The organism is Clostridium gelidum (assembly GCF_019977655.1).
Taxonomy (GTDB): Bacteria; Bacillota; Clostridia; order Clostridiales; family Clostridiaceae; genus Clostridium; species Clostridium gelidum.
The window spans coordinates 2,683,297-2,706,799 of the sequence record NZ_AP024849.1; the positions used below are offsets into that span (position 1 = coordinate 2,683,297).

The 23,503-nt window shown below is 27.7% G+C and carries 20 protein-coding genes and 1 pseudogene; 16 read left to right on the forward strand and 5 right to left on the reverse strand.

The genetic code is table 11. From position 1 onward, the window contains the following. Nucleotides 1-82: 82 nt before the first annotated feature. From psyc5s11_RS11930 to gshAB, 5 genes are all read left to right on the forward strand, one after another. On the forward strand, nucleotides 83-835 hold the full coding sequence (locus psyc5s11_RS11930; RefSeq protein ID WP_224037790.1) for an ABC transporter ATP-binding protein: 753 nt from the start codon (nucleotides 83-85) through the stop codon (nucleotides 833-835). Then, nucleotides 835-2,742: an FtsX-like permease family protein gene (locus psyc5s11_RS11935; protein WP_224037791.1), complete on the forward strand. Its 1,908-nt coding sequence runs from the start codon at nucleotides 835-837 to the stop codon at nucleotides 2,740-2,742. The genes psyc5s11_RS11930 and psyc5s11_RS11935 overlap by 1 nt, the downstream gene beginning before the upstream one ends. A 295-nt stretch (nucleotides 2,743-3,037) precedes the next feature. Continuing rightward, a complete protein-coding gene (locus tag psyc5s11_RS11940; protein ID WP_224037792.1) occupies nucleotides 3,038-3,382 on the forward strand; it encodes an ArsR/SmtB family transcription factor in 345 nt (114 codons plus the stop codon). Between the two features lie 144 nt (nucleotides 3,383-3,526). After that, nucleotides 3,527-4,840 carry an MATE family efflux transporter gene (locus tag psyc5s11_RS11945; protein ID WP_224038185.1) on the forward strand — a complete coding sequence of 438 codons (1,314 nt, stop codon included), beginning with the start codon at nucleotides 3,527-3,529 and terminating at the stop codon, nucleotides 4,838-4,840. 42 nt (nucleotides 4,841-4,882) lie between these two features. Then, entirely contained in the window at nucleotides 4,883-7,222 is a 2,340-nt protein-coding gene (gshAB, locus tag psyc5s11_RS11950; RefSeq protein ID WP_224037793.1) for a bifunctional glutamate--cysteine ligase GshA/glutathione synthetase GshB, read from the forward strand. 49 nt (nucleotides 7,223-7,271) lie between these two features. Here gshAB and psyc5s11_RS11955 read toward each other — a convergent pair whose 3' ends face one another. Beyond that, complete coding sequence (locus psyc5s11_RS11955; protein ID WP_224037794.1) at nucleotides 7,272-7,844, reverse strand: DUF4489 domain-containing protein; 573 nt, start codon at nucleotides 7,842-7,844, stop codon at nucleotides 7,272-7,274. A gap of 323 nt (nucleotides 7,845-8,167) precedes the next feature. Between psyc5s11_RS11955 and psyc5s11_RS11960 the strand changes: the two genes are divergently transcribed. After that, nucleotides 8,168-8,827 (forward strand): DUF6483 family protein, encoded by a 660-nt coding sequence (locus psyc5s11_RS11960; protein WP_224037795.1) that lies wholly within the window; start codon nucleotides 8,168-8,170, stop codon nucleotides 8,825-8,827. Nucleotides 8,828-8,888: 61 nt separating this feature from the next. Here the strand turns inward: psyc5s11_RS11960 and psyc5s11_RS11965 are convergent, their stop codons facing one another. Then, complete coding sequence (locus tag psyc5s11_RS11965) at nucleotides 8,889-9,338, reverse strand: threonine/serine exporter family protein (protein ID WP_224037796.1); 450 nt, start codon at nucleotides 9,336-9,338, stop codon at nucleotides 8,889-8,891. A gap of 71 nt (nucleotides 9,339-9,409) precedes the next feature. Next, entirely contained in the window at nucleotides 9,410-10,162 is a 753-nt protein-coding gene (locus tag psyc5s11_RS11970; protein WP_224037797.1) for a threonine/serine exporter family protein, read from the reverse strand. Nucleotides 10,163-10,538: 376 nt separating this feature from the next. On the opposite strand from psyc5s11_RS11970, the gene glyA reads away from it, so the two are divergent. The 3 genes from glyA to psyc5s11_RS11985 all read left to right on the forward strand — a co-directional run bounded on the left by glyA (nucleotide 10,539) and on the right by psyc5s11_RS11985 (nucleotide 12,969). Further along, nucleotides 10,539-11,774: a serine hydroxymethyltransferase gene (gene glyA / locus psyc5s11_RS11975; RefSeq protein ID WP_224037798.1), complete on the forward strand. Its 1,236-nt coding sequence runs from the start codon at nucleotides 10,539-10,541 to the stop codon at nucleotides 11,772-11,774. A 307-nt stretch (nucleotides 11,775-12,081) separates the two neighbouring features. Further along, nucleotides 12,082-12,597, forward strand: a complete 516-nt coding sequence (locus tag psyc5s11_RS11980) for an isochorismatase family cysteine hydrolase (protein WP_224037799.1) — start codon at nucleotides 12,082-12,084, stop codon at nucleotides 12,595-12,597. 126 nt (nucleotides 12,598-12,723) lie between these two features. Next, entirely contained in the window at nucleotides 12,724-12,969 is a 246-nt protein-coding gene (locus psyc5s11_RS11985) for a hypothetical protein (protein WP_224037800.1), read from the forward strand. A gap of 110 nt (nucleotides 12,970-13,079) precedes the next feature. Here psyc5s11_RS11985 and psyc5s11_RS11990 read toward each other — a convergent pair whose 3' ends face one another. Further along, nucleotides 13,080-13,235, reverse strand: a complete 156-nt coding sequence (locus psyc5s11_RS11990) for a hypothetical protein (protein WP_224037801.1) — start codon at nucleotides 13,233-13,235, stop codon at nucleotides 13,080-13,082. A 282-nt stretch (nucleotides 13,236-13,517) separates the two neighbouring features. On the opposite strand from psyc5s11_RS11990, the gene psyc5s11_RS11995 reads away from it, so the two are divergent. The 7 genes and pseudogenes from psyc5s11_RS11995 to psyc5s11_RS12025 all read left to right on the forward strand — a co-directional run bounded on the left by psyc5s11_RS11995 (nucleotide 13,518) and on the right by psyc5s11_RS12025 (nucleotide 20,425). Beyond that, nucleotides 13,518-13,961, forward strand: coding sequence for a DUF5673 domain-containing protein (locus psyc5s11_RS11995; protein ID WP_224037802.1), 444 nt, complete (start codon nucleotides 13,518-13,520; stop codon nucleotides 13,959-13,961). Between the two features lie 89 nt (nucleotides 13,962-14,050). Continuing rightward, entirely contained in the window at nucleotides 14,051-14,494 is a 444-nt protein-coding gene (locus tag psyc5s11_RS12000; protein ID WP_224037803.1) for a DUF5673 domain-containing protein, read from the forward strand. Nucleotides 14,495-14,541: 47 nt separating this feature from the next. Further along, complete coding sequence (locus psyc5s11_RS12005) at nucleotides 14,542-16,743, forward strand: DNA topoisomerase III (RefSeq protein WP_224037804.1); 2,202 nt, start codon at nucleotides 14,542-14,544, stop codon at nucleotides 16,741-16,743. A gap of 634 nt (nucleotides 16,744-17,377) precedes the next feature. Further along, nucleotides 17,378-17,626: pseudogene (locus tag psyc5s11_RS12010) on the forward strand (prenyltransferase); the annotation flags it as partial. Between the two features lie 152 nt (nucleotides 17,627-17,778). Next, nucleotides 17,779-18,360, forward strand: coding sequence for a phosphatase PAP2 family protein (locus psyc5s11_RS12015; RefSeq protein WP_224037805.1), 582 nt, complete (start codon nucleotides 17,779-17,781; stop codon nucleotides 18,358-18,360). A 98-nt stretch (nucleotides 18,361-18,458) separates the two neighbouring features. Then, a complete protein-coding gene (locus psyc5s11_RS12020) occupies nucleotides 18,459-19,772 on the forward strand; it encodes a VTT domain-containing protein (protein ID WP_224037806.1) in 1,314 nt (437 codons plus the stop codon). 95 nt (nucleotides 19,773-19,867) lie between these two features. Further along, nucleotides 19,868-20,425 (forward strand): cupin domain-containing protein, encoded by a 558-nt coding sequence (locus psyc5s11_RS12025; protein WP_224037807.1) that lies wholly within the window; start codon nucleotides 19,868-19,870, stop codon nucleotides 20,423-20,425. Nucleotides 20,426-20,745: 320 nt separating this feature from the next. On the opposite strand, the gene psyc5s11_RS12030 is transcribed toward psyc5s11_RS12025, so the two are convergent. Then, nucleotides 20,746-23,217: a GxGYxYP domain-containing protein gene (locus psyc5s11_RS12030; RefSeq protein ID WP_224037808.1), complete on the reverse strand. Its 2,472-nt coding sequence runs from the start codon at nucleotides 23,215-23,217 to the stop codon at nucleotides 20,746-20,748. Nucleotides 23,218-23,503: the final 286 nt, after the last annotated feature.

Here is a 23,503-nt window from a genome sequence, read left to right on the forward strand (position 1 = left end):
TACAGATTAGATATGTAGAGCATAAATTAAGTGAAAAACTTTCAGGTTATAAATATTAAGATAATAAATGGAGGATTAGGTGATGGGCAAGATTTTAACGGTTAATGATATTACAAAAGAATATGGAATTAAGGGTTTTAGAAGCAGGATTTTAAATAATGTAAGTTTAGTAGTTAACAAAGGAGATTTTATTTCAATTATGGGGCCTTCAGGATCAGGAAAGACAACTCTTTTAAATTTGATGTCAACTCTTGATAAACCTACTAGTGGTGAAATTATATTAAATGGTGTGGATGTAACTAAAACAAGTAATAAGGAATTATCTAAAATAAGAAAAGAAAACATTGGGTTTATATTTCAGGATTATAATCTGTTAGACAATATGACTTTAATGGATAATATAGCTTTGCCATTAGCACTCGGAAGGAAAAAAAGCAAATTAATAGAAGATAAAGTAATAGAAATATCAGATATCTTTGGACTAAAGGATCATTTAAATAAATATCCTTATGAATTATCAGGAGGTCAAAAACAAAGAGGTGCAGCAGCTAGGGCTTTAATTACAAACCCTAAAATAGTATTTGCAGATGAGCCAACAGGAGCACTTGATTCAAGATCATCATCTGAATTGCTAGAATGTTTATGTAGAATTAATGAAAAAGAAAATGCAACTATAATTATGGTTACCCATGATAGTGCTTGTGCAAGTTATTCTAACGAAGTATATATGCTCAGTGATGGTAAAATAATGTGTAAGCTAAATAAAGGTAACGATAGAAAAGAATTTTATAAGAGAATAATTGATATGCTTGCATCTATTGGAGGTGCATGTTAATGAATGTATTTAGCATTGCATTAAACAATTTGAAAAACAATATAAAAATATATTCTATGTTTTTTATTTCAATGATTTTTTCAGTATTTATATTAGTGAATTTTGAATTGCTATTATATGGAGACATAATGCAATATATTGGCAAAATCAATAAAGATATTTATATTGTTTTACTCAAATGTGTAATTGCAGTTTTAATTATATTTATGATATTTTTCATCTGGTATTCAACTAATATATTTCTTAGGAAGAGAAAAAAAGAAATTGGAATTTATGTGTTTAGTGGACTTGATTTATTTATAATAGGAAAAATTTATTTTATAGAAGTATTTTTAATGGGATTAAGCTCATGCATAATAGGAATAAGCCTAGGAACAATATTTTCAAAGTTTTTTCAGATGATAATATTAAAAATATCTGGTTATGAATTAGATGTGGCATTTGATATAGGATTGGTTCCAATAGTAAATACAATTTTAATATTTATGACTATATTTTTAATAATGACCTTAAAAGGCTTGTTAAATATATATAGAAGTAAAATAATAAATCTTTTAAATGCTCATAAGAAGGAGACTAGAATTCCTAAGGTTACTATTATTACATACATAGTGGCAGTAGCTTCAGTAATTATTACTATATATGCTTATATTTTAGCAACAAAAGCGTGTTCAACTGAAAATATGGGATATGTAATATATTCAACATTTTTTATTATAATTGGAAGTTTTGGATTCTTTGGAAGTGTACTTTCAATTATATTTAATATGTTAATTAACACTAAAAAAGTTTTATACGCTGGAAACAACATAATAACTATAAATAATTTAGCTTATAGATTTAAAAAGAACTATAAAATTTATGCGATTATAACTATTTTAATTACAACTACAATTTCTACATTAGGTGTAGCAATATCAAGTAAGACATCTTATGATAAGCAGATGAGAAGTCTCTCAGCATATACTTTTTCTTTTGTATCAAATAGCAATATAGATACAAAGCCTGTAAAAGATAGTATATGGGATAATAAAATAATGGATGATATAAACACAAGGTTTTTATATGGTGATGATAAGGTAAGTTCTAATAGTAGTTATGAATATAGATATAAGAATACACTTATTTTAGAATATAATGATTTTATAAATATATTGAAATATTTAAAATATAAAAATATTAATGACATTAATGAAAATATGGTGAAAAACAATAATGTTATTGTGATAGATAGAGAAAATGTAATAAATGGGAAAAATAATAAAACTGTAACTGAATTTAATATTGGACAGGATGTTTATAAAACATCTTATAATTTATCCATATTGTTATTTGGAAGTATGTCTAGCAAGAGAGATATACTAGTTGTAAGCAAAGATAACTATGAAAAAATAAAAGTAATAACAAATGAAGCAAATTTTTATGGGATTAAGCTTGAAAATGATCAAAGGTTATACCATATTCTTAATAAGATAAATAGTAAGCTGCCTGAAGATGTAACAAATTCTTATTATATGGATGAAATTCAAGGAATTAAGTGGCTTACTTTCTCCTATGCTATAGGAGTAGTATTGTTTTTAGTTTTTTTATTAGCGACTGGAACAATATTATATATGAAAATTTATAGTGATGCTTATGAGGATAAGGAGAAATATCTAATATTGTTAAAGATGGGAGTAGAAGAAAAAGAGATATTAGGTGCTTTAAAGAAAGAAATAAGTTTGTTGTATGCTATACCTTTACTTCTAGCTAGCATTAATAGCTATTTTTCAGTAAAAATACTGAATAGTTATATGGAATTAAATCTAGTAAAACTTTATATAAGTAGTATTGGAGTTTGTATTTTTGTATTTATTATACTTTATGTACAATCAATAAGATATATAAAACAGTTAGTTTTGAAATAGAGTGATAAGAATGTAATTTTACTTATAGATGAATAATAAGATTGGATTAGTTATGGAATTTAAGAAAATTGATGGCTAGAGCATTGCATTATGCTCTAGCCTATTTTGCAAATGAAAAGATAATAGTTAGAATTTCATAGATGCATTATAGGAAGAATATAATAATTAATAGAGAAGATATATATAAAAGTACAATAAGATATTAAAAAAGAAAAATATTGACTACATATAGATACATATCTATACTATATACATAGATTATTAATTATGAATAATCTTTTGAAAGGAGCATAATATGAGTTCAGAATATGAAACAAATGCAAAAATATTAAAAGCTTTAAGTGATCCCAATAGACTTAAGATAATTGATTTATTATCTTGTGGTGAAAAGTGTGCGTGCGTGATATTGGAAAGTTTTGAATTTACACAACCTACATTATCTCATCATATGAAAGTTTTGATGGATTGTGGCTTGATTGAAGTCAGAAAAGATGGTATATGGAATTATTATAAACTAAAAGGTAAGAATACTAATAAATTAGTATTGTTTTTAATGAACTTAATTACGGAAAAAGAAAACTGCATATGTAACAATCCTAAATGTGCATGTAAAGATAATAACATAAAGGATGAATTTTAAAATTACATAGAAGATTGGATTATAATTTTTAAAAATGCAGATGATGAAATACAGAAAATATATTGGTATTTATAGAAGTGTTATGGCATAAGAATTTTTGGAATTAAGGAACCATAATCAATCTTAAATATGAATGGAGATAAAATGAAGAAAATAGATTTGACAGAAGGTAGTGCTATAAAAGTTCTGACAACTTTAGCTGTACCTATAATGGGAAGTTCTCTGCTACAATTTACATATAACTTAGTTGACATGTTATGGGTTGGCAGACTAGGAAGTGGTGCAGTTGCAAGCATAGGGTCATCAAGCTTTTATATAGGACTTGGATATTCTATAAATGCATTAGTAGTTATTGGAACTGGAATAAAAGTTTCTCATGCTATAGGTGAAAAAAAAGAAAATGCTGTTAAAGAATACATTAATGCAGGACTGTTAATTAATACAATAATTGGCCTTGTTTTTGGAATTCTACTTATTTTAATTGGAAGAAACCTTATAGGGTTTTTACATATTGGCAATCCTATAGTTGAAAAAGATGCTTATCTTTTTTTGGCTATAAGTGGACCAACTATATTTTTTGCATTTTTTAATTTGTTATATGCAAGGATATTAGGTAGCTTTGGTAATAACAAATTGGCATTTAAAATTAATTCTATAGGTGTAGTTGTAAATATAATATTAGATCCTATATTCATTTATGTGTTTAAGCTTGGAGTGGTAGGTGCATCAATTGCTACTATGTTAGCTAATATTATAATGTTTGCATTATATTTAATGGAATCATCAGGGATGCTTAAATTTAGTTTTGATATTAAAATTGATTATAAAAAAGTGAAGGAAATAATAATTTTAGGATTTCCTATGGCTTTTCAAAGAATTTTATTTACTATAATTAATATATTCCTTGCAAGAATTATAGCTATATTTGGTTCAGATGCTATAGCAGCACAAAAAATAGGTCTTCAAATTGAATCAATTACTTATATGGTTATTGGAGGACTACAGGGAGCAGTAGCAGCGTTTATTGGACAGAATTTTGGCGCTAAAAAACATGATAGAATAAAAGAAGGATATAATGCAGCCTTGAAAATTGCAATAATTTACTCTTTATTAATGGCATTTATATTTATATTTGGAAGTACACCCTTAATTAAATTATTTGTTAGTGATGAAAATACTATAGTTATTGCAAAAGCATATTTACAAGTGATAGCTTTTTCACAAATATTTAGTGCTACAGAAAGTGTGTCAAATGGTCTGTTTACAGGCATTGGTAAACCTAAAATATCGTCTATTATAAGTGTTATATTTACTAGTTTAAGACTGCCGATGGCATTAGTTTTAATAAAGCCCTTTGGGATAACTGGTATTTGGATAAGTATTGCAATATCTAGTATTTTAAAGGGAAGCACCGCGTATCTATTATATAGAATAGAAGTAAAAGGAAATTTAAAATAATAATAAAAGATATATATAAAGCTGGATTGAGGGAGGCAGGAAATGTTAAATAAACTTAAAGAATTATTTACATCAGATGAATTATTAAAGGGTAATTATGGCATAGAAAGAGAAGGCTTAAGAGTTAATGATAAAGGGGAATTATCATTAAATGATCATCCAAGTGTATTTGGTGATAAGTCTGATAATAGCTATATAACTACAGATTTTGCAGAAAGTCAGATTGAGGTGATAACTCCACCTTTTAAAAATGTAGAAGAAGCATATAATTTCACAAATTCACTTTATGATATTGTGGCAATGGAGATTGGGGAAGAATATCTATGGCCTCAATCTATGCCTAGTATAGTACCAGAGGATAATAAAATTAAAGTTTCAGAATATGGTGAAAATAATAAAGGTATAGAGGCAAGATTATATAGAGAAAAATTAATAGAAAAATATGGTGGAAAAAAGCAACTTATATGTGGTATACATTATAATTTTTCTTTTGATGATGAGTTAATTAATAAATTATATAATAGTCAACTTGGTAATGAACTTTTAAAAAATACAAAGTATAAAAATCAAAAATTAGAATATAAGGAATTTAAAGATAGTATTTATTTAAAGATTACAAGAAATTATCTTAGATATAGATGGCTCATTATATATCTTTTAGGGGCAAGCGGTGTGGTTGACAAAAGCTATATAAAAAAATGTGTACATTCAGCTAAAAGAATTGGCGAAGATGGGTTTTCAAATGAAGGGGCTTTATCTTATAGGAATAGTGAATGTGGTTATAAAAATAAAGTTGATTTATTTCCAAAATATGATTCTGTGGAAGAATATATTGAAAGTTTAAAAGGTTTTATAACGGATAAAATTATAGATAGCCATAAGGAACTGTATAGTTCTATAAGACTTAAACCTATTGATGTTAGTGATTTTATGAATTCCCTTAGTGAAGATGGAATCCAATACTTAGAATATAGAAGTATTGATATTAATCCTTTTGAAAAAGGCGGAATAGGGTTAAATGATTTGCATTTTCTTCAAATATTCAACTTATTTTTACTTTTGAATGAAGAAAGTGATTATGATAAATGGCAAGAGGAAGGCGTAGAAAATCAAAATATAATATCAAAGTTTGGACAAAATGATGTTATGTTAAAGAAAGATGGAAATCTTATCTCAAAAGAAGAGTGGGGATTAGAAATTTTAGAAAGCATTAAAAGTATTAATAACGAACTTAATCTTGGAAAAGAAGAAGTAATTAATTTAATGATTGAAAAAGTTAAGGATCATAAATTAACTTATGCTTATAAAATTGAAAAAAGAGTTAAAGAAGAAGGTTATATTAATACTCATTTAAATATAGCAAAAAAATATAAAGAAGATGCTTATAATAATAGATTCAAATTAGAAGGTTATGAAAAACTAGAGTTATCAACTCAAATTTTAATGAAAGAAGCTATTAAAAGAGGTATCAAGGTAGAAGTTTTAGATAAAACTGAAAATTTCATTTCTCTTAAAAAAAATGGTGTAGTAGAATATGTTAAGCAAGCTACTAAAACTTCAAAAGACAATTATGTGACTGTTTTGATTATGGAAAATAAGAGTGTTACAAAGAAAGTACTCTTAGGTAGTGATATTAAAGTTCCAGAAGGTATAGAAGTTAATTCTATAGATGAAGCTCAAAATGTAATAAAACAGTTTGTTAATATACCAATAGTAATTAAGCCAAAATCAACGAACTTTGGAATCGGGATAAGTATATTTAAAGATGGTGCAAAAGAAGAAAGCATTAAAAAAGCTTTTGAGCTTGCATTCAAACATGATAATACAGTTCTGCTTGAAGAATTTATAAAGGGCAAAGAATATCGTTTTTTAGTTATAGATGATAAGGTTGTTGGAATACTTCATAGAGTACCAGCTAATGTAAAAGGTGATGGGATAAAATCTATAACAGAACTCGTAGAAGTAAAAAATCAAGATCCGCTTAGAGGATATCATTACGTAACACCACTTGAAAAAATAAGCTTAGATGAGAATGCGGAATTGTTTTTAAAAGAGCAAAATAAAGATTTTAATTACATTCCAGAAAAAGATGAAGTGATTTATCTACGAGAAAATTCTAACATAAGCACAGGTGGAGATAGTATAGATTATACTGATTATATTTCAGAAAAGTTTAAAAATATAGCCGTGAGTGCAGCTAAAGCAGTTAATGCTAGAATTTGTGGTGTTGATATGATGCTTGAAGATTATAGCAGCGAAAATTCTAATTATGCAATAATTGAACTTAATTTTAATCCTGCTATTCATATTCATTGCTATCCATATAAAGGTGTTGAGAGAAAAATTGGTGTAGAGGTACTTAAGGTATTAGGATTTATTTAAAATAAGAGAAGCTCTAAAATAGAGCTCCCTGTAATATAATTACTTACTATTAAAGAGTTTCAACAGCTAAAGCAGACAATGTTGCATTAGTTATTGTTAATCCAGCTGTTACAGAAATTAGACTACTTGGTTCAAGTTGAACTGTATAAGTTGTTCCACCAACAGATGGACTACAATCACAGTATTGGAAAGAAAATGATTCGGATTCTAGGGCACCCGCAAGTTCAGCAAAAGTATAAGTTCCACCTATTGGTTGTGGAGCACCACAATCAATAGTTTTTACGATTATAAAATTTAAATTTACTAAAATAGTTGCAGGTAAAACAATTAAAGCAGTAAAGGTTAAAAGAACTTTAGGGTTACACATATTTATAGTATCTATAGATACGCTAGCTACAGGTATCGGTCTAGATAATGGTGTTGAAATTATAGGCAAAAGCCCAACTCCGCCAGAACCAACACTTAGTATAGATCTACCAGGTTCTGGAGAATAATTATGACATCTTCTACTACTAGTATCACTAGTAGTTAAAGTGTTTTCTCTGTCACGTTCATTTTCAGTATTACAGTGATTAGCTAAAAAAGTTTCAAATCCACGTTCATTTTCACGTCTCATACTCATAAGATACCTCCATATTATCATAGGTTTATCAAAATTTTCTCCATATAATTACGTTATAAGAGATTCATTTATAGTATATTGTATGAAGAATATATAAAAATGTGCGGTAAAGCAATTTTAATATTTTGGAATTTCATATGACTAAAACATTGAAATTATAGTTCTTTGATAAAAGTAATTAATATGGTAAAATTCTAAGGTAAGTATGTATTTTTGAATATACTTATAAAATGTAGGACAGGATATATTATATTGAAAATTAATTGTTTAAATAATTATGTAAAAATTATAACTAGTAATTAAAAATATGAGGTGTGACTAAAATGCTAAAAAACGATTATATGAAAGAAGTAGAAAATACTTTAAGATTATTAACAGAAGAAGTAGATAAAAACATAATAAATGGTCAGATAGAAGAGGCCAAGGAAAGAGTGAATAAAGTACTTAAAGCTGTAGTTGGGATTGATATAGGAACTGTAGATATTTTTTCATTTAATAGTTTAGATGGACTTATAAGTAAAGAAATGCAATATAATGCTGAGAAATTTATTGTATTTGCATGTCTTATGAACCTTCAAGGTAAAATTAGTAGTAAAGAAAATAATGAAAATTTAAAAATTCAATATTATGAAAAATCTTTAGAAGGTTTTTATAAGGCATATAATGAAGATGATGAGACAAATTCTAAATATTTAGATGATGCAGTAGAGGTAGCAGGCGAATTAGTTAATTATGAACTTTCATTGGATTTGGATAAGAAGATTTTTAAAATTTATGAATTAGCTAATAAATTTGATAAGGCTGAAGATACGTTATTTTACATGCTTAGAAAAACAAATGATGATGGAAGTATGATTTTAGAAGGAATGAGATTTTACGATAGACTTAAAGAAAGAGAACTTGATGAATTAATACTAGGCAATCTACCTATAGAAGAAATTGAAGATGGAATTTCTGAACTTGAAAGAAGATTGGAAATGTAAGAATAGAAAAACAGGCATTTCAAAATGAATGGTTTAACTCAATCATTTTGAAATGCCTCTTTTATTTTGCAAATAGTTTTTCTTTTACTCTTTTTAAATTTACAACTTGTCTTGTTATTGTAGATACAAATATTATACCTAGGGCTAATACTCCAGCACTAGCCAAGGTATTTAGACCAATTTCTAATGCACCACTTACATTCCCTAGTATTGTCTGATACATTGTCTCATACATGCCAGCACCAGGAACTAAGGGTATAAGTGCACAGATTACTATAGTGGTAACGGGAGTTTTTAAATATCTTGCACAAATCTCTGAATAGATACTAAATATTATAGAAGATGTAAATAAAGATAAAATAGTACGCATCCCATTGTTATTTAAGTACAAATAACAAAACCAACTCAAGCCTCCGCCAATAGCTGCAAAAATTAATTTTTTTCCTTTTATATTAAAAATTATTCCAAAACCAAAAGATGCAACAAAAGCAACTATAACTTGCTCAACCATTTAAAACCTCCTAAATTATACCAATATACTTATTTTTTAGTAACTACATTATTATTTGTATGTGTCTTAAATTAGTTATAAATAAATATGCTTAAGATACCACCAGTACCTACAGCAATTGAAACAGCAATCAAAAATGCTTCTGATGCTTTTGTTATTCCAGATAAAAAATCTCCCGCGATAGTATCCCTAATGGCATTTGTAATAATAAGTCCAGGTACAAGTAACATAATGGAACCTATAATAGTTTTATCTAAGTTAGAGCATAAATTTAACTTCAAAAGCATGATAGCTAAAATAGCACATAACCCACCGCAAAATGAATTTACAAAGAATTCGTTTATATTTAATTTTTGAAATATAATCATTACTATTTTTATAATAGCACCGATAAGACTTGCAGCAAAAAAGTCTTTGACTGTTCCACCAAACATTATTGAAAAACATCCAGCAGATATAGAAGAACAAAGTAAAGTTATTGTAGGTGAATATCTAGGCTCAGTAGATATTTTAATAAGTTCTTTGTTAAAATCACAAAGATCTATTGTTTCAGTTTGAACTCTTCTAGAAAGATCATTTATAGCATCTATTTTATTTAAATCAACACCACGAGAAGTAATCCTTTTAACAAGGGTTGCAACTTCATCATAATGAGTAATTGTGACCATGATTCCTGTGGGTATTACAAAACTATCAGCAGTATGGGCACCATAAGCAATACATATTCTGCTAATAGTTTCCTCAACTCGATAAGTTTCAGCTCCACTTTCTAACATGATTTTACCAGCAAGAGTAGAAATTTTAATTAATTTATTTAAATCCATATTTTTTTCTCCAAAATTAATATTTTTTGAATGCGCATTATATGACAAGTGAATTATAGCATAAAATAAATAAATCTTATAGAACTATATTTCTTTAATATTTATAGTGAAATTATCAAAAATACCCAAGGAGATGTATGATTTTTAAGGAAGCTTATTTTAGACACAGAAGTATTTAATGTAAGAATATTAGGTTGAAATTAAAAAAATGCTTATAATACTAAAAAAAATTAAAAAATAGTTGATTAATTTAGTAAGAAATCTTATAATTTTAATACAAAGTGAAACTTTTTAAGTGGAATTTTATATTCAATTTGAATTTAGTTGAACGTATACTCTTAAGGGTATAAAAAAATAAGTTGGGGTGGTAAAAAGTATGAATTTTGAAAATATACAAAAAGAAGACAAAGAAATTTATGGTTTAATGGAAAAAGAATTAGAAAGACAAAGAAAAGGTATAGAATTAATAGCTTCAGAAAATATTGTGAGTCCAGCTGTTATGGAAGCTATGGGTTCTTATTTAACTAATAAATATGCTGAAGGATATCCAGGGAAAAGATATTATGGTGGATGTCAAGTAGTGGATGAAATAGAGCAAATAGCAATCGATAGAGCTAAAGAACTATTTGGTGCAGAACATGCAAATGTTCAACCACATTCAGGTTCACAAGCAAACATGGCTGTATACTTTACAGTACTTGAACCAGGTGATACTGTTTTAGGTATGGATTTAAGCCATGGTGGACATTTAACCCATGGATCACCAGTTAATTTTTCGGGAAAATTATTTAACTTTGTATCTTATGGAGTTGATAAAGAAACTGAAATGATTGATTATGAAAATGTAAGAAAAATTGCATTGGAAGCTAAACCTAAGTTAATTGTAGCAGGTGCAAGTGCATATGGAAGAATTCTAGATTTTGCTAAGTTTAAAGAAATAGCTGATGAAGTAGGAGCATTACTTATGGTAGATATGGCTCATATTGCAGGATTAGTTGCAGCAGGAGTTCATCCATCACCAGTACCATATTCTGATTTTGTAACAACAACAACACATAAGACTTTAAGAGGTCCAAGAGGTGGATTAATTCTTTGCAAAGAAAAATATGCTAAAGAATTAAATAAAAATATATTCCCTGGAATACAAGGTGGTCCTTTAGAACATATTATAGCTGCAAAAGCTGTATGTTTTAAAGAAGCATTAGATCCTAGCTTTAAAGTATATGGTGAAAATGTAGTTAAAAACTGCAAAGAGCTTGCAAAGCAATTAATAGCAAAAGGATTTAAAATAGTATCAGACGGAACAGATAATCACGTATTCTTAGTTGACTTACATAACAAGGATATAACAGGAAAAGAAGCAGAAAATTTATTAGATACAGTAGGAATAACTGTTAATAAAAACACAGTACCAAACGAAACAAGAAGTCCATTTATAACTTCAGGAATTAGAATTGGTACAGCAGCAATAACTACAAGAGGATTTGCAGTAGAAGATATGGCAGAAATTGCAGCAGTTATAAGTGAAGCAATAGAAACACGAGAAGGAGATTTATCAGCACTTAAGTCTAGAGTAGAAACTTTATGCGATAAATATCCATTGTATAATTAGTAATTAAAAACATTTAAAGAGGTTTCATTAAATACGATGAAGCCTCTTCTTCTTATTATTAAACAAAAATATATATGGTAAGTATATAAAAATAAATTAACTACCAATAAATATATTTGCTGTTATAGAAAAACGATTACTATTTTAAATTAACTTGAAAATAACTGAAAAATTTAATAAAATATGATATTATAAATATATACAATATATAGGAAATATTAAGAATATGTACGCTCAAAAAGAGAGAGCATAATTTAAGGACATAGAAAAATATGCATATAGTTTATATGGAAGATGGGGAAGGTAAATGAAAAAAGCACTTTTAGTCATTGATGCGCAAGAAGATTTTATTGGAGAACACCGTAATACAGATAAATTTAATTATGAAGATGTAGATGAACTTGTGAAAAATATCAATGACAAGATTAGAATTTATGAGAAAAATATGGATGAGGTTATTTACATTGCTAATGTATTGCCAAATAATTTTCTAAATAAAAAGCTTTTTGGTTATGGAATTGCAGGAAGCAAAGGAGCTAAATTTGACAAAAGAATTAAAATTGTATCAGAAAATTATTTTGAAAAACAGGTAGGTAATGCTTTTAAAAATAATAATTTGGTGAAGTTTATAAAAGATAATGCAATAAGTGAGGTGGAACTTATTGGAGTTGACGGGATTGGATGCGTTTTCAAAACTGCTAAAGGAGCAATTAAAACTGGACTTAAAGTCACTATTTTAAGTGATAGTGTAGGCACAGTTAATCCAGAAAAATTTATTAAGAGTACAATTAAGTTAAAAGCTTTTGGTGTAGCTTATATATAATTTAAAGACTATTTCAAAATTAAATATATTTTGAAATAGTCTTTTTTCAGCAATCATGGTGAACTTTTGAAGTGTTTTTGAATATTATAGATAAGAAGTAGGAAGGTTTTTTAGGAGGCTTACAAAATGAATCCTTATCAATTAATTATGACACTTCAACAAAAAATGCAACAAGATCCGAACTTTGCAAATAGGTTTAACAAAGCAATAGCTGAATTAAGTAATATACCAGGACTCCAACAACAGGTAATGAGAATAGCTCAAATAAATGATGAAACTCAAAGACAACAAGTAATAGATAAACTCCCTAAAGATGCTAAACGTGCAGTGAAAGTGTTATTAGAATTATTGAATGAATATAATCTATTATAAAAAAAAGAAACATATTAATAAAAAGATATGTTTTTTCACATACTTAGTCTAAATAAAAATTTCAATGCACAAAGCACGATTGCTTTGTGCATTGAAATTGTGCATTAAATCTAGAAGCCTCTCTTTTTAGCTTCTGCTCCACTTTCATTTACTGCAGGTTTTTCAATTGTTGTATTAATGCTACTTTTAGCATATTGATCTTGAGTTTTTGTACCATTTCTTAAATAATTACTCTTTGAATAATCTTTTTTATTATTGTTATCCATAAAAAATCATCTCCTTTTTTTATACACATATAGTATGTGTAAATTAGCAAAAATTAATAATGGTAAAGATATCTAAAATAAAAATTAGTCCTGTATATAAATTAGTATTTAGTTTACAGATTATTTTTTATGAATATTAGGAAGATTCAACTGGACAATTTAAATTCTTAAGGTAAGTTTATGAAAAATATGCTATAATAAGGTGCCTCAAAGGTTGTTATAAAATTAAGGTATATTTGCAAAGTGAATTTTCAGATGATTAAAGAAAGAAGGAGAGAAAAAATGGATTTTACATTAATGTTACCGCTAATATGCGTATTTGCAGCAGACATACTATTTTTTACTACAATTAAAAGCAATAAATTGGATTTTAAGGGAAAAGATCAATATAGATTTATAATTCCAGCAGTAGTGATATTGTTTATAGGATCACTTTTTGTTGGAAAGAATTTCACTTTTGAAAATATTCTAATTACTATAGGACTTATTATATTTGCGTTACTTGGTAATACATGTGGTGTGGGAGAAAAAGGAATAATTACTGGGTCTTGGTTTACTGCTTGGAGTAAAGTAGATGATATTTATGTAGAAAATCAAGGAGATAAATGTATTGTTTTTTATTCAAACAAAAATATTAAAAAAAGATTAATATTCAAAAAAGAAGAAGAAAATGAATTAAAGAAATATATAGAAAACATAAAAAAAGTTAATAATATAAAAAAATAGATTATAATAGTGAAAATACATATAAAGAATTTAAAATATAAAAAAGACAAACTTATAAGTATATAACTAAGCAGAGAGTAGGAAAGCAAATGGATATATCATCAATAGTAATAGCTATATTTATATTAATAGTAGATATAGTTGTTATTACAATAGACCTAAAGCATAAATTGATAATTGTTGGGAAAAACAAATATAGAATAATAATGCCAATAACCGTAATTATATTTATTATTATTACAGCTTTATCTAAAGAATTTAAAATACAAGATATTATAGTATTAATAGAAATATTACCACTTGCATTTGTTGGAAATAAATGCGGAATAACAGAAAAAGGATTATTAACAAATTCCTATATAATTAAGTGGGGAAAGATTGAAAGCTATTCATTAAAAGAACAAGAAGATAAATACATACTTTGTTACAAAACCAATGTAGGTACAAAAAAACTGTGTTTCAAGAATGAGGATAAAGATGCAGTGAAAAAGTACTTATTAGGAATAAAAGAATTAAGATATTCTAGAAAATAAATTATAGAGAAGACTTTAAGAAGTTACTTGAGAGAGGAAGATAAAAAATGAGTAAAACTCTTGTATTAGCTGAAAAACCAAGTGTTGGTAGAGATTTAGCTAAAGTTTTAAAATGCAATCAAAATAAAGGTGCCTATATAGAAGGACCTAATTATATAGTAACTTGGGCATTAGGCCATTTAGTTACATTACTTGATCCAGAAGGTTATGGAGATAAGTATAAGAAATGGAGCATGGAAACACTTCCAATGTTACCTAAAGAAATGAAACTTACAGTTATCCAAAAGACAGGTAAGCAATTTAACGAAGTAAAGAAGCAAATGCTAAGACCTGATGTAAGTGATTTAGTTATTGCAACAGATGCAGGACGTGAAGGAGAATTAGTTGCAAGATGGATAATTGAAAAGGCTGGATTTAAAAAGCCAATAAAAAGACTTTGGATATCTTCACAAACTGATAAAGCGATTTTAGATGGATTTAAAAATCTAAAACCAGGTGCAGCTTATGAAAATTTATATAAAGCAGCCCAAGCAAGAGCAGAAGCAGATTGGATAATTGGACTTAATGTAACCAGAGCTTTAACATGCAAATATAATGCTCAATTGTCAGCAGGAAGAGTTCAATCTCCAACTGTGGCTATGATAGCCCAAAGAGAAGAAGAAATTAAGAATTTTAAGCCTAAGGATTATTACACAATCATAGGTAATACTAGTGATTTCTCTATTGAATGGATTAATAAAGATAACACTAATAGGACATTTGATGAGAGTTTAGCAAAAAAAATAGTTGGAGCAATTAGAGGTAAAGACGGAGACGTTACTGAAATTACAGAGACTAACAAAAAACAATATGCACCAGCTCTTTATGATTTAACAGAACTTCAAAGAGATTGTAATAGAATTTTTGGATATTCAGCAAAACAAACATTATCTATAATGCAAAGACTTTATGAAAATTATAAGATTTTGACATATCCAAGAACAGATTCAAGATATGTAACAAAGGATATAGTTCCAACAATAAAAGATAGGTTAAAGGCAATTTCTGTTGCTAATTATGCAAAAAGTGCAACTGAAATATTAAGGGGAAACATTGTCGCAAGTAAAAGTTTTGTAGATGATAGCAAGGTAACAGATCACCATGCAATTATTCCAACAGAACAAAGAGTTAGCCTTGGAATTTTAAGCTCAGATGAAAGAAATGTTTATGATTTAGTAATAAAGAGATTTTTAAGTGTTTTACTTCCACCATTTGAATTTATTCAAACAGGAATTAAAGTAAAAATAGGAGATGAAATTTTTATAGCTAAAGGTAAAGTTATAACATCTAAGGGTTGGAAGATGGTTTATGACAAAGTAGATGACCTTGAAGAAAATAGTGAAGAAGGAATGCTTAAAGAACAAGTCTTGCCAAAGTTAAATAAAGGTGCAAAACTTAAAATTAATAATATTGAAATCAAAAATCATAAGACTAAACCACCTGCAAGATTTACTGAAGGTACTCTTTTATCAGCTATGGAAAATCCACAAAAGTATATTACCATAGATAAAGAGTCTGCTAAGACTTTAGGTGAAACAGGTGGACTTGGAACAGTTGCAACAAGAGCAGATATTATAGAAAAGTTATTTAATTCTTTTGTAATAGAAAAGAGGGGCAAGGAATTAGTTCCAACATCAAAAGGAAAACAACTTATGGAACTTGTACCAAAGGATCTAAAATCACCACTTTTAACTGCTAGATGGGAAAAAGAGCTTGATGATATAAGTAAGGGGAAAACAAATGTTCGTGATTTTATAGGAAGAATGAGAAATTATGCAACAGCATTAGTTCAAGATGTTAAATTTAGTACAGATAAATATACTCATGATAACTTAACTGGAAAGAAATGCCCACAATGTGGCAAGTATATGTTAGAAGTTAAAGGGAAAAATGGTGTAATGAATGTATGCCAAGATAGAGAATGTGGTCACAGAGAGAACGTATCAAGAGTCTCAAATGCAAGATGCCCTGAATGTAAAAAGAAACTAGAAATTAGAGGGCATGGAGATGGAGAGATATATGTTTGTGCAAGCAGCACCTGTAACTTTAGAGAAAAATCAGCTCAATTCCAAAAGAGATTTGATGGAAAAGGAAAAGTTGATAAAAGAGAAGTAAATAATTATATGAACAAAATGAAAAAGGAAGCAGAGGACTTTAATGATAATCCGTTTGCTGCACTACTCGGTGGAATGAAATTCGACGGTAAATAAAGTGTATTAAACACATTTGAAATATTAAAGAAAAAATATTAAATTTGCTAATAAAAAAATGATACCTATAGACTGGACACATGAAAAAAGTGTTTAGTCTGTAGGTATTTTTTTGTTCCCATTAATGTAACTTATTTATAAGGATATCCGCCGCCTCAAGGGGCATAATATTCCATAGGACTGTGAAAATTTCGCTGGAAGCATCTAAATAGGTTGCCCCCATTTATGCATGCTCCCAATATACATTGTGACAAGAATAAATGGAACAACCTTCCATTAAGAAGCTTCAACAGCTTATTTTGAATGCCTATTCCAGAAACATGTATCCAATTTCTCTGTTTGGATATGCTCTTAAGTATGGTAAAAGTTGAATATAATACAAAGCATAAGTATAAGTATAAGTATAAGCTCTGTTGTGTGTGTATCTATATATGTTTAAATAATGATTTTATAAATAAGAATTCTAAAGTTCTAATATTCTCGTAAAGAACTTTAGAACTTAATAATTTTAGAATTTGCTTGTAAAATGCGGGTTAAGAGATATGTGGAAACTTTATTGCAACATATATATATTGATTTTTTGTAAGGTAATATAAAAGAATATGAGGTGCTTATAAATGGCAGAAAGTAATACATAGGTAGAAAAAATGCTGAGAAGTTGTGGATTTTTAATGTAATAATGTTACTTGTATTAACGTTTGGATTAGTATTAATGCATATTTAGCCTATTATTTTATTATTTCCTTATAAATTGGTTTTTAGTTTTTTATCTTATGAAAAAAATATTCATACAAAAGGTAGAAGTATGGGGCTTATAGGTCAAGTCGGATTAAAATATCATTTAGCTGTGGTTATTGGATTACTAATAGCAATCATACTGTAAAAAAATGCTTAGGTTTCAACAATAAACTCTTATACTTTGAGGTTTAATAACAACAATATAGGAGAATAATAAAATAAAAAATAGCAATTAATTTTTGGAAAGACAAAAGGATATTGGAATACAAAAAAATCAAGTAAGAAAGGGAATCACAAATGAATATGGAGATTTTTCGATTAATAAATAATTTAGAAAATAAAAATACTTTTTTGGATAACGTTATGTTATTCTTTTCTGAATACATGCTTTATGTATTTGCAGGAATGATTGCATTGGTATTTATATTAGGGGTAATTAAGAAAGATAAAAAAGTTCGATGGGTAGCTATAAATACATTTCTACTTACAGTTATAAATATAATATTAGCTTATTTTATTGGTAGTATTTATTATGTTGATAGACCATTTATTCATAATAAGGTTAATTTACTTTACCCACATGTAGAGGATGCATCTTTTCCAAGCGATCATGCGACAGTAACAATGAGTATTGCACTTGGTATAAACAAATATAACAAAGTTTTTGGGATAGTATTAACAATATTGTCAATCATAGTAGGATTCTCAAGGGTATATGTTGGTCATCATTCGCCTGCTGATGTAGTTGGTACATATATAATAGTATTTATTATGAGTTACATATATAATGCTAAATTAAGTAATAAAATTAATAAAATATATGATAAAATTGAAGACATGTTTGTAACTAAGTTAGGCATTACTTGGATTTATAAATAATAATAGTATTAGAGGGTTATAATACCAAGGTCTACTTATTATAAATAGTCTAATTTCATAAATAATTATAAAGTATAACAAAATTAGGATGTGATATTTTGCAGTCTATAATTGAATTAGTTAATAATTATGGATATATAATTATATTTAGTGCATTAGTGCTTGAGCTGATTGCATTTCCCTTACCGGGAGAACTTATGATGACTTATTGTGGTTTTCTAGTTTATCAATCTAAAATGAATTGGATTATTAGTATTATTGTTGCAACTGCAGGGGCAATACTCGGCATAACAATATCTTATTTTATAGGTACTAAACTTGGAGAAGGATTTTTTAAAAAATATGGTTCATATGTTCATTTTGGACCAGAGAAGTTAGAAAAAACATCAAAATGGTTTAAATCGTATGGTAACAAATTATTGATATTAGCTTATTTCATTCCTGGAATCAGGCATATCACTGGATATTTTTCAGGAATAACAGAAATATCTTATAAAAAATTTGCTTTAAACTCATATATAGGAGCTTTGATATGGACAGCTACTTTTATTTCATTAGGTAAGGTACTTGGACCAAATTGGGATAATTTTCACGGGTATATAAAAAAATACATGATTATTGGGAGTCTAATTATTGCTTTGATTATGATAATTATATATTCTTATAAATATCATAAAACTCAGATAATAGAATTTACTTATAAAATAATTAATAGAATTATGGTTGCATTTCATTCTATTGGGAAAATAAAAGTTGTAATAGCTATTATGGCAGCTGCTTTGTTAGGTTTTTCAGCTCTTGTAATTGGTGTGACACAAGATTATTTAGCTCATGAATTTGAGCAATTTGATACTATTGTATCTTATTTAATAAAAGCAATTTTTGAAAATAAATGGTCTTATTTGATTGATTTGTTTGGAGCAATAACTTCTATTAAAATATTAATGCCATTAATGATAATCATATTAATATGGATTATAAGAAGAAATATAGACAAATTTCTTGAAATTGAATTTTTGTTAATAACAATTGTTGGTGGAGAAGCTTTACAATTTATATTGAGACATATTTTTAGACGTTTAGGACCATCTGTTCTAGAAGTAATAGGAAATGTTCAATATACATTTCCAAGTAATCAATCATTAATGTCAATTGTTGCATATGGTTTTATTGCATTTATAATACTACGTCATGGAAAGAAAACTTGGATTAAAACTACTATAATTACTGCAACTATACTTATTTGTATATTTTCAGGATTAAACCCTCTGTTTTATAAAACTGAATATCCAAGTGATGTTTATGCAGGGTATATTTTTGGTGGAGTATGGTTAACTTTAAATATTATTTTATTGGAAGTATATCGTATAATAACAAAAGTACAATTAAAACATGTAGAAAAATTTAAATGAAAATTGAATAATGCTGTATTTATAATGATTATAAGAACACTTTAAAAAACTAAAACATATTATAAATTTGAAATATTATACAAGGAAGAAACAATATGAATAATACTCATAGATTACACCCATGCCCTTATTGTGATTATAACTCAGATGGTATTTATAATGATTATAGAACTTATCCGTGTCCTTATTCCTATGACCATTATGTTCCAGTTGATGATGAAACAGAAGATAGTTCTAGATTAATGGGTAATGCTCCAATTGTATTGAAAGATTATGGACCACAACCTTTCGTAGTTAATATTAATGAGGCCGCCAAGCAAAACAATAATTACCGTACCGGTTTATGGACAGGAAACAATCTCCAAGTTACATTGATGAGCATCAAGGTTGGTGATGACATAGGTTTAGAAGTTCATCCTAAAATTGATCAGTTCATACGTATTGAAGACGGACAAGGAATTGTTAAAATGGGAAAAAGTAAAGATAATCTAGACTTTCAAGCAAACGTATATGATGACTTTGCAATCATGATACCTGCTGGTACTTGGCACAATGTTATTAATACAGGCAATAAACCACTTAAAGTATACTCTATCTATGCACCACCACAACATCCACATGGTGTAGTTGAGGTAACTAAGTCTGCTGAATAAGTTGCTAGAAAGAACCATGGATAATTAATAATAAACCAATATTAGATTACCTAATATAGTTGGATTACAAGTATAATTGGTACATGCATAGTATGTAAAATGAATAATTAAATACCGCATTATTTAGTAAATAAAAGCACTGGTAAAGCGTATCTACTGGAGATACAATACCAGTGCTTTTGTGTCATATTGCCTCCATGACACAAGAACATTAAAAATTTTATCCATTTTCTAGTCAGTTTTTTTAATTGTCCTTGACATAGCGACTACTTTACAGTAATTTAGCGATTTTTTCAGTATTTTTTTATAATCAAATGATATTAGTGTGTAACATTCTTCTTTATTAATTTCATAAATGTTTCTGGGGTGACTATTTTCACTTTAGGGTTTTCATTTAGCTTATTTACAACTTTTTCAATATTACTCAAGCTTTTGCTCCAAGAATGAACATAAACAAATGTGTAACTATTAGAATTATGAAGATCTACTTGCCCTGAGTCAATTCGATGATTAATCTTTTCAACTAACTCATCTTCGCTCTCCAGACTATCCCAAAGTAAATCTCTACAGGACACTATAGGTTTATTATTAGACCAAATAATTTCACCGTGATAGTTGTCGTGTCTATGATAATCAAGATAAAATAATCCGTGTATATTAGGCTTAATAGTGAATTTATCCCAAAGAGTATCATTATGAAAAGAGGAGTCATCGATAATTGCTATATATTTCTCATCTACTTTTTTCATATAATCATTTAATGTTTCAATATATGTATTCAACTTATTCTTATCAAATTTACTTGGATATATATAACCATTTCCAGAAGGTGATACTATAAAATAATCATTAGTAGGGCCATGAGCTGCACTTTTATAATATAAGTTAAAAACAGTAGGAGCTAGATAATATAAAGATGGGCTGAAGGACCAACCTAAATTAAATTTACCTCTATAAGAAGAACCAAACCATTTAGAAGAACCATAGTTAGTTCCAAGATTCCACTGCTGATTATCGCCATCAGACATAATGAATGTTACATAATGAACATTTTTTTCTTTAGGAATGTTCATTGAAGCTTTTTGAGTTATAGGTAATGATGGAAAAGCACTTAATGTAGTTAAATTATAAGACCAATCTGCAGCAACCATACCTATACCATATTTTGAAGCTGTACTTACATTAATAAACTCATCTGGTCCCCAACCTAAGCATGTGGAGTCACTTTCCATGGATGAAAATATTTTATCTCTAAGAGATGTGTCCTTTATGCTATCTTCATAAAACACTAGGGATTTGCTCATTATTCCATAGTCTCTTAAAGCTGTTTCTTTATCAGGGGATAGCTCTATTATTAGGGAATGGTTCAAGCCAGAATTCCATAAATTATTGTAAGCCCAGTTATTATCCGTGTTCCTACAATCACCTTTAATCTTTGTTATACCATGGATTTTTACTTTATCTTCGATAGATTGATCAACTGCAATACAATTATTTAAGGAGGCAAGAGAACAAGCATTATTTATTGATGGATCTTTTATGGATTCATTATTATAAAGTACATATCCATCAACATAATTTTTAAATGTATCTAATAATTCCCATGGGTCTGAGATGTTTTTGTATAAAATTCCATAACTATTCTTTAAATCATCTAGCCATATTTGATAATCAGGTTGCATGGAATTAAGTGTATATATTTGAAAAGAACAATGACTATTAACTAACCCTTGAAGGGTAGCTATCATTGTTCTTTCACTAGAACTCATTATATCTTGAGAAATAACATATAAATAAGTTGGAATTATAGGGTTTTTTATATAATTAGATGTGTTTTTACATATAGGAGTAACAGGAAAAAAATTACTACTATCAGTATGTAGAGTCTTTTTCCAATCACTCCATTTGATATTAAAATTATTGCTAGCTTCTTTACTGTATTTATAGAAATTTTCCAAGAAAATAACTCTTTCATCATTATAAAAAGATTTGATATCGTCCTCATTAAAATTTGCTAAAAGTAGTTGTCGTTTAATAATATCATCAGCCATAACTTCTTTTGAATTTTTAATCATATCATACATAATCATGAAGGTAGTAGTTCTCCCTATACCTTCTTTACAGTGAAAATGAAACCATATGCTTGTAGGTTGTAACTTTACTAAATCAACAAAGTAATCAACCATATCATCTGTAGGTATCTTACCATCAGTGACAGGGATACGAATATATGATAGTGATTTAGAATTAACAAGCTGATTTTCATTGTTAACTTCTGTTGGAACTATAGTTATATTATCATGATTATAAAAAGTGATAGGTACATTTAATTTAATATTATTAAGTTTACTATTTTCATCTAATAAAACTTGTTCCTTTGTTAAACCTATGTTAGCATCATTTTTTGCATTAGCAAAGCTAACAGGATATCCATTAATAAATCCATGGGATTCTTGTCTTAAGTCAATAACTGTTATAGGTAAGGAAGTTTCTATACTATTTATTACAAGAGGTAAATTGAACTCAGAAAATTGTTGACTACCAGAAATGTTTAAGGTATCTAGTCCACTAAGAGTTAAATTTTTATTGTTCTGGACATTTATTATATTAGAAGATTTACGAAAATTTTTTGGAATGTCATTGTAATCTAACGAATCGATAATAAGATTTATATTGCTTATATCTAGCGATACATCAGAAGCTTGTGCTATTCCATTTTTTATTGTTAAAGAATAAAAAATGCTTAATAAAATTGATAATATACATATACTGGCTTTAAAGTTTTTATGCAATTATGATCACCTCATTTATAGGAATTATAAATATGATAAATTTTCAATATGCTTAAGAAATCTGACTAGTTATTTTTTGAAGATCCCTAAGTTATATAAGTATAATATGTGCTATTTAAATACTTTCTATACAAGTTGCCATATAATAGTGTGTATAAAAAAAGAATGACTTACTTATGTGTGTGAAAGTCATTCAGAATAATGTTTTTAGACGAATTAGCTAATTATTTTTCAAGAGTTAATAAAGTATATTTCAGCTAGAATATTTTGTTGTGCAGATTCAGGA

Coding starts and splice junctions, on each gene's coding strand:
- psyc5s11_RS11930 (WP_224037790.1), top strand. CDS start 83: ATGGGCAAGATTTTAACGGTTAATGATATTACAAAAGAATATGGAATT.
- psyc5s11_RS11935 (WP_224037791.1), top strand. CDS start 835: ATGAATGTATTTAGCATTGCATTAAACAATTTGAAAAACAATATAAAA.
- psyc5s11_RS11940 (WP_224037792.1), top strand. CDS start 3,038: ATGAGTTCAGAATATGAAACAAATGCAAAAATATTAAAAGCTTTAAGT.
- psyc5s11_RS11945 (WP_224038185.1), top strand. CDS start 3,527: ATGAAGAAAATAGATTTGACAGAAGGTAGTGCTATAAAAGTTCTGACA.
- gshAB (WP_224037793.1), top strand. CDS start 4,883: ATGTTAAATAAACTTAAAGAATTATTTACATCAGATGAATTATTAAAG.
- psyc5s11_RS11955 (WP_224037794.1), bottom strand. CDS start 7,844: ATGAGTATGAGACGTGAAAATGAACGTGGATTTGAAACTTTTTTAGCT.
- psyc5s11_RS11960 (WP_224037795.1), top strand. CDS start 8,168: ATGCTAAAAAACGATTATATGAAAGAAGTAGAAAATACTTTAAGATTA.
- psyc5s11_RS11965 (WP_224037796.1), bottom strand. CDS start 9,338: ATGGTTGAGCAAGTTATAGTTGCTTTTGTTGCATCTTTTGGTTTTGGA.
- psyc5s11_RS11970 (WP_224037797.1), bottom strand. CDS start 10,162: ATGGATTTAAATAAATTAATTAAAATTTCTACTCTTGCTGGTAAAATC.
- glyA (WP_224037798.1), top strand. CDS start 10,539: ATGAATTTTGAAAATATACAAAAAGAAGACAAAGAAATTTATGGTTTA.
- psyc5s11_RS11980 (WP_224037799.1), top strand. CDS start 12,082: ATGAAAAAAGCACTTTTAGTCATTGATGCGCAAGAAGATTTTATTGGA.
- psyc5s11_RS11985 (WP_224037800.1), top strand. CDS start 12,724: ATGAATCCTTATCAATTAATTATGACACTTCAACAAAAAATGCAACAA.
- psyc5s11_RS11990 (WP_224037801.1), bottom strand. CDS start 13,235: ATGGATAACAATAATAAAAAAGATTATTCAAAGAGTAATTATTTAAGA.
- psyc5s11_RS11995 (WP_224037802.1), top strand. CDS start 13,518: ATGGATTTTACATTAATGTTACCGCTAATATGCGTATTTGCAGCAGAC.
- psyc5s11_RS12000 (WP_224037803.1), top strand. CDS start 14,051: ATGGATATATCATCAATAGTAATAGCTATATTTATATTAATAGTAGAT.
- psyc5s11_RS12005 (WP_224037804.1), top strand. CDS start 14,542: ATGAGTAAAACTCTTGTATTAGCTGAAAAACCAAGTGTTGGTAGAGAT.
- psyc5s11_RS12015 (WP_224037805.1), top strand. CDS start 17,779: ATGAATATGGAGATTTTTCGATTAATAAATAATTTAGAAAATAAAAAT.
- psyc5s11_RS12025 (WP_224037807.1), top strand. CDS start 19,868: ATGAATAATACTCATAGATTACACCCATGCCCTTATTGTGATTATAAC.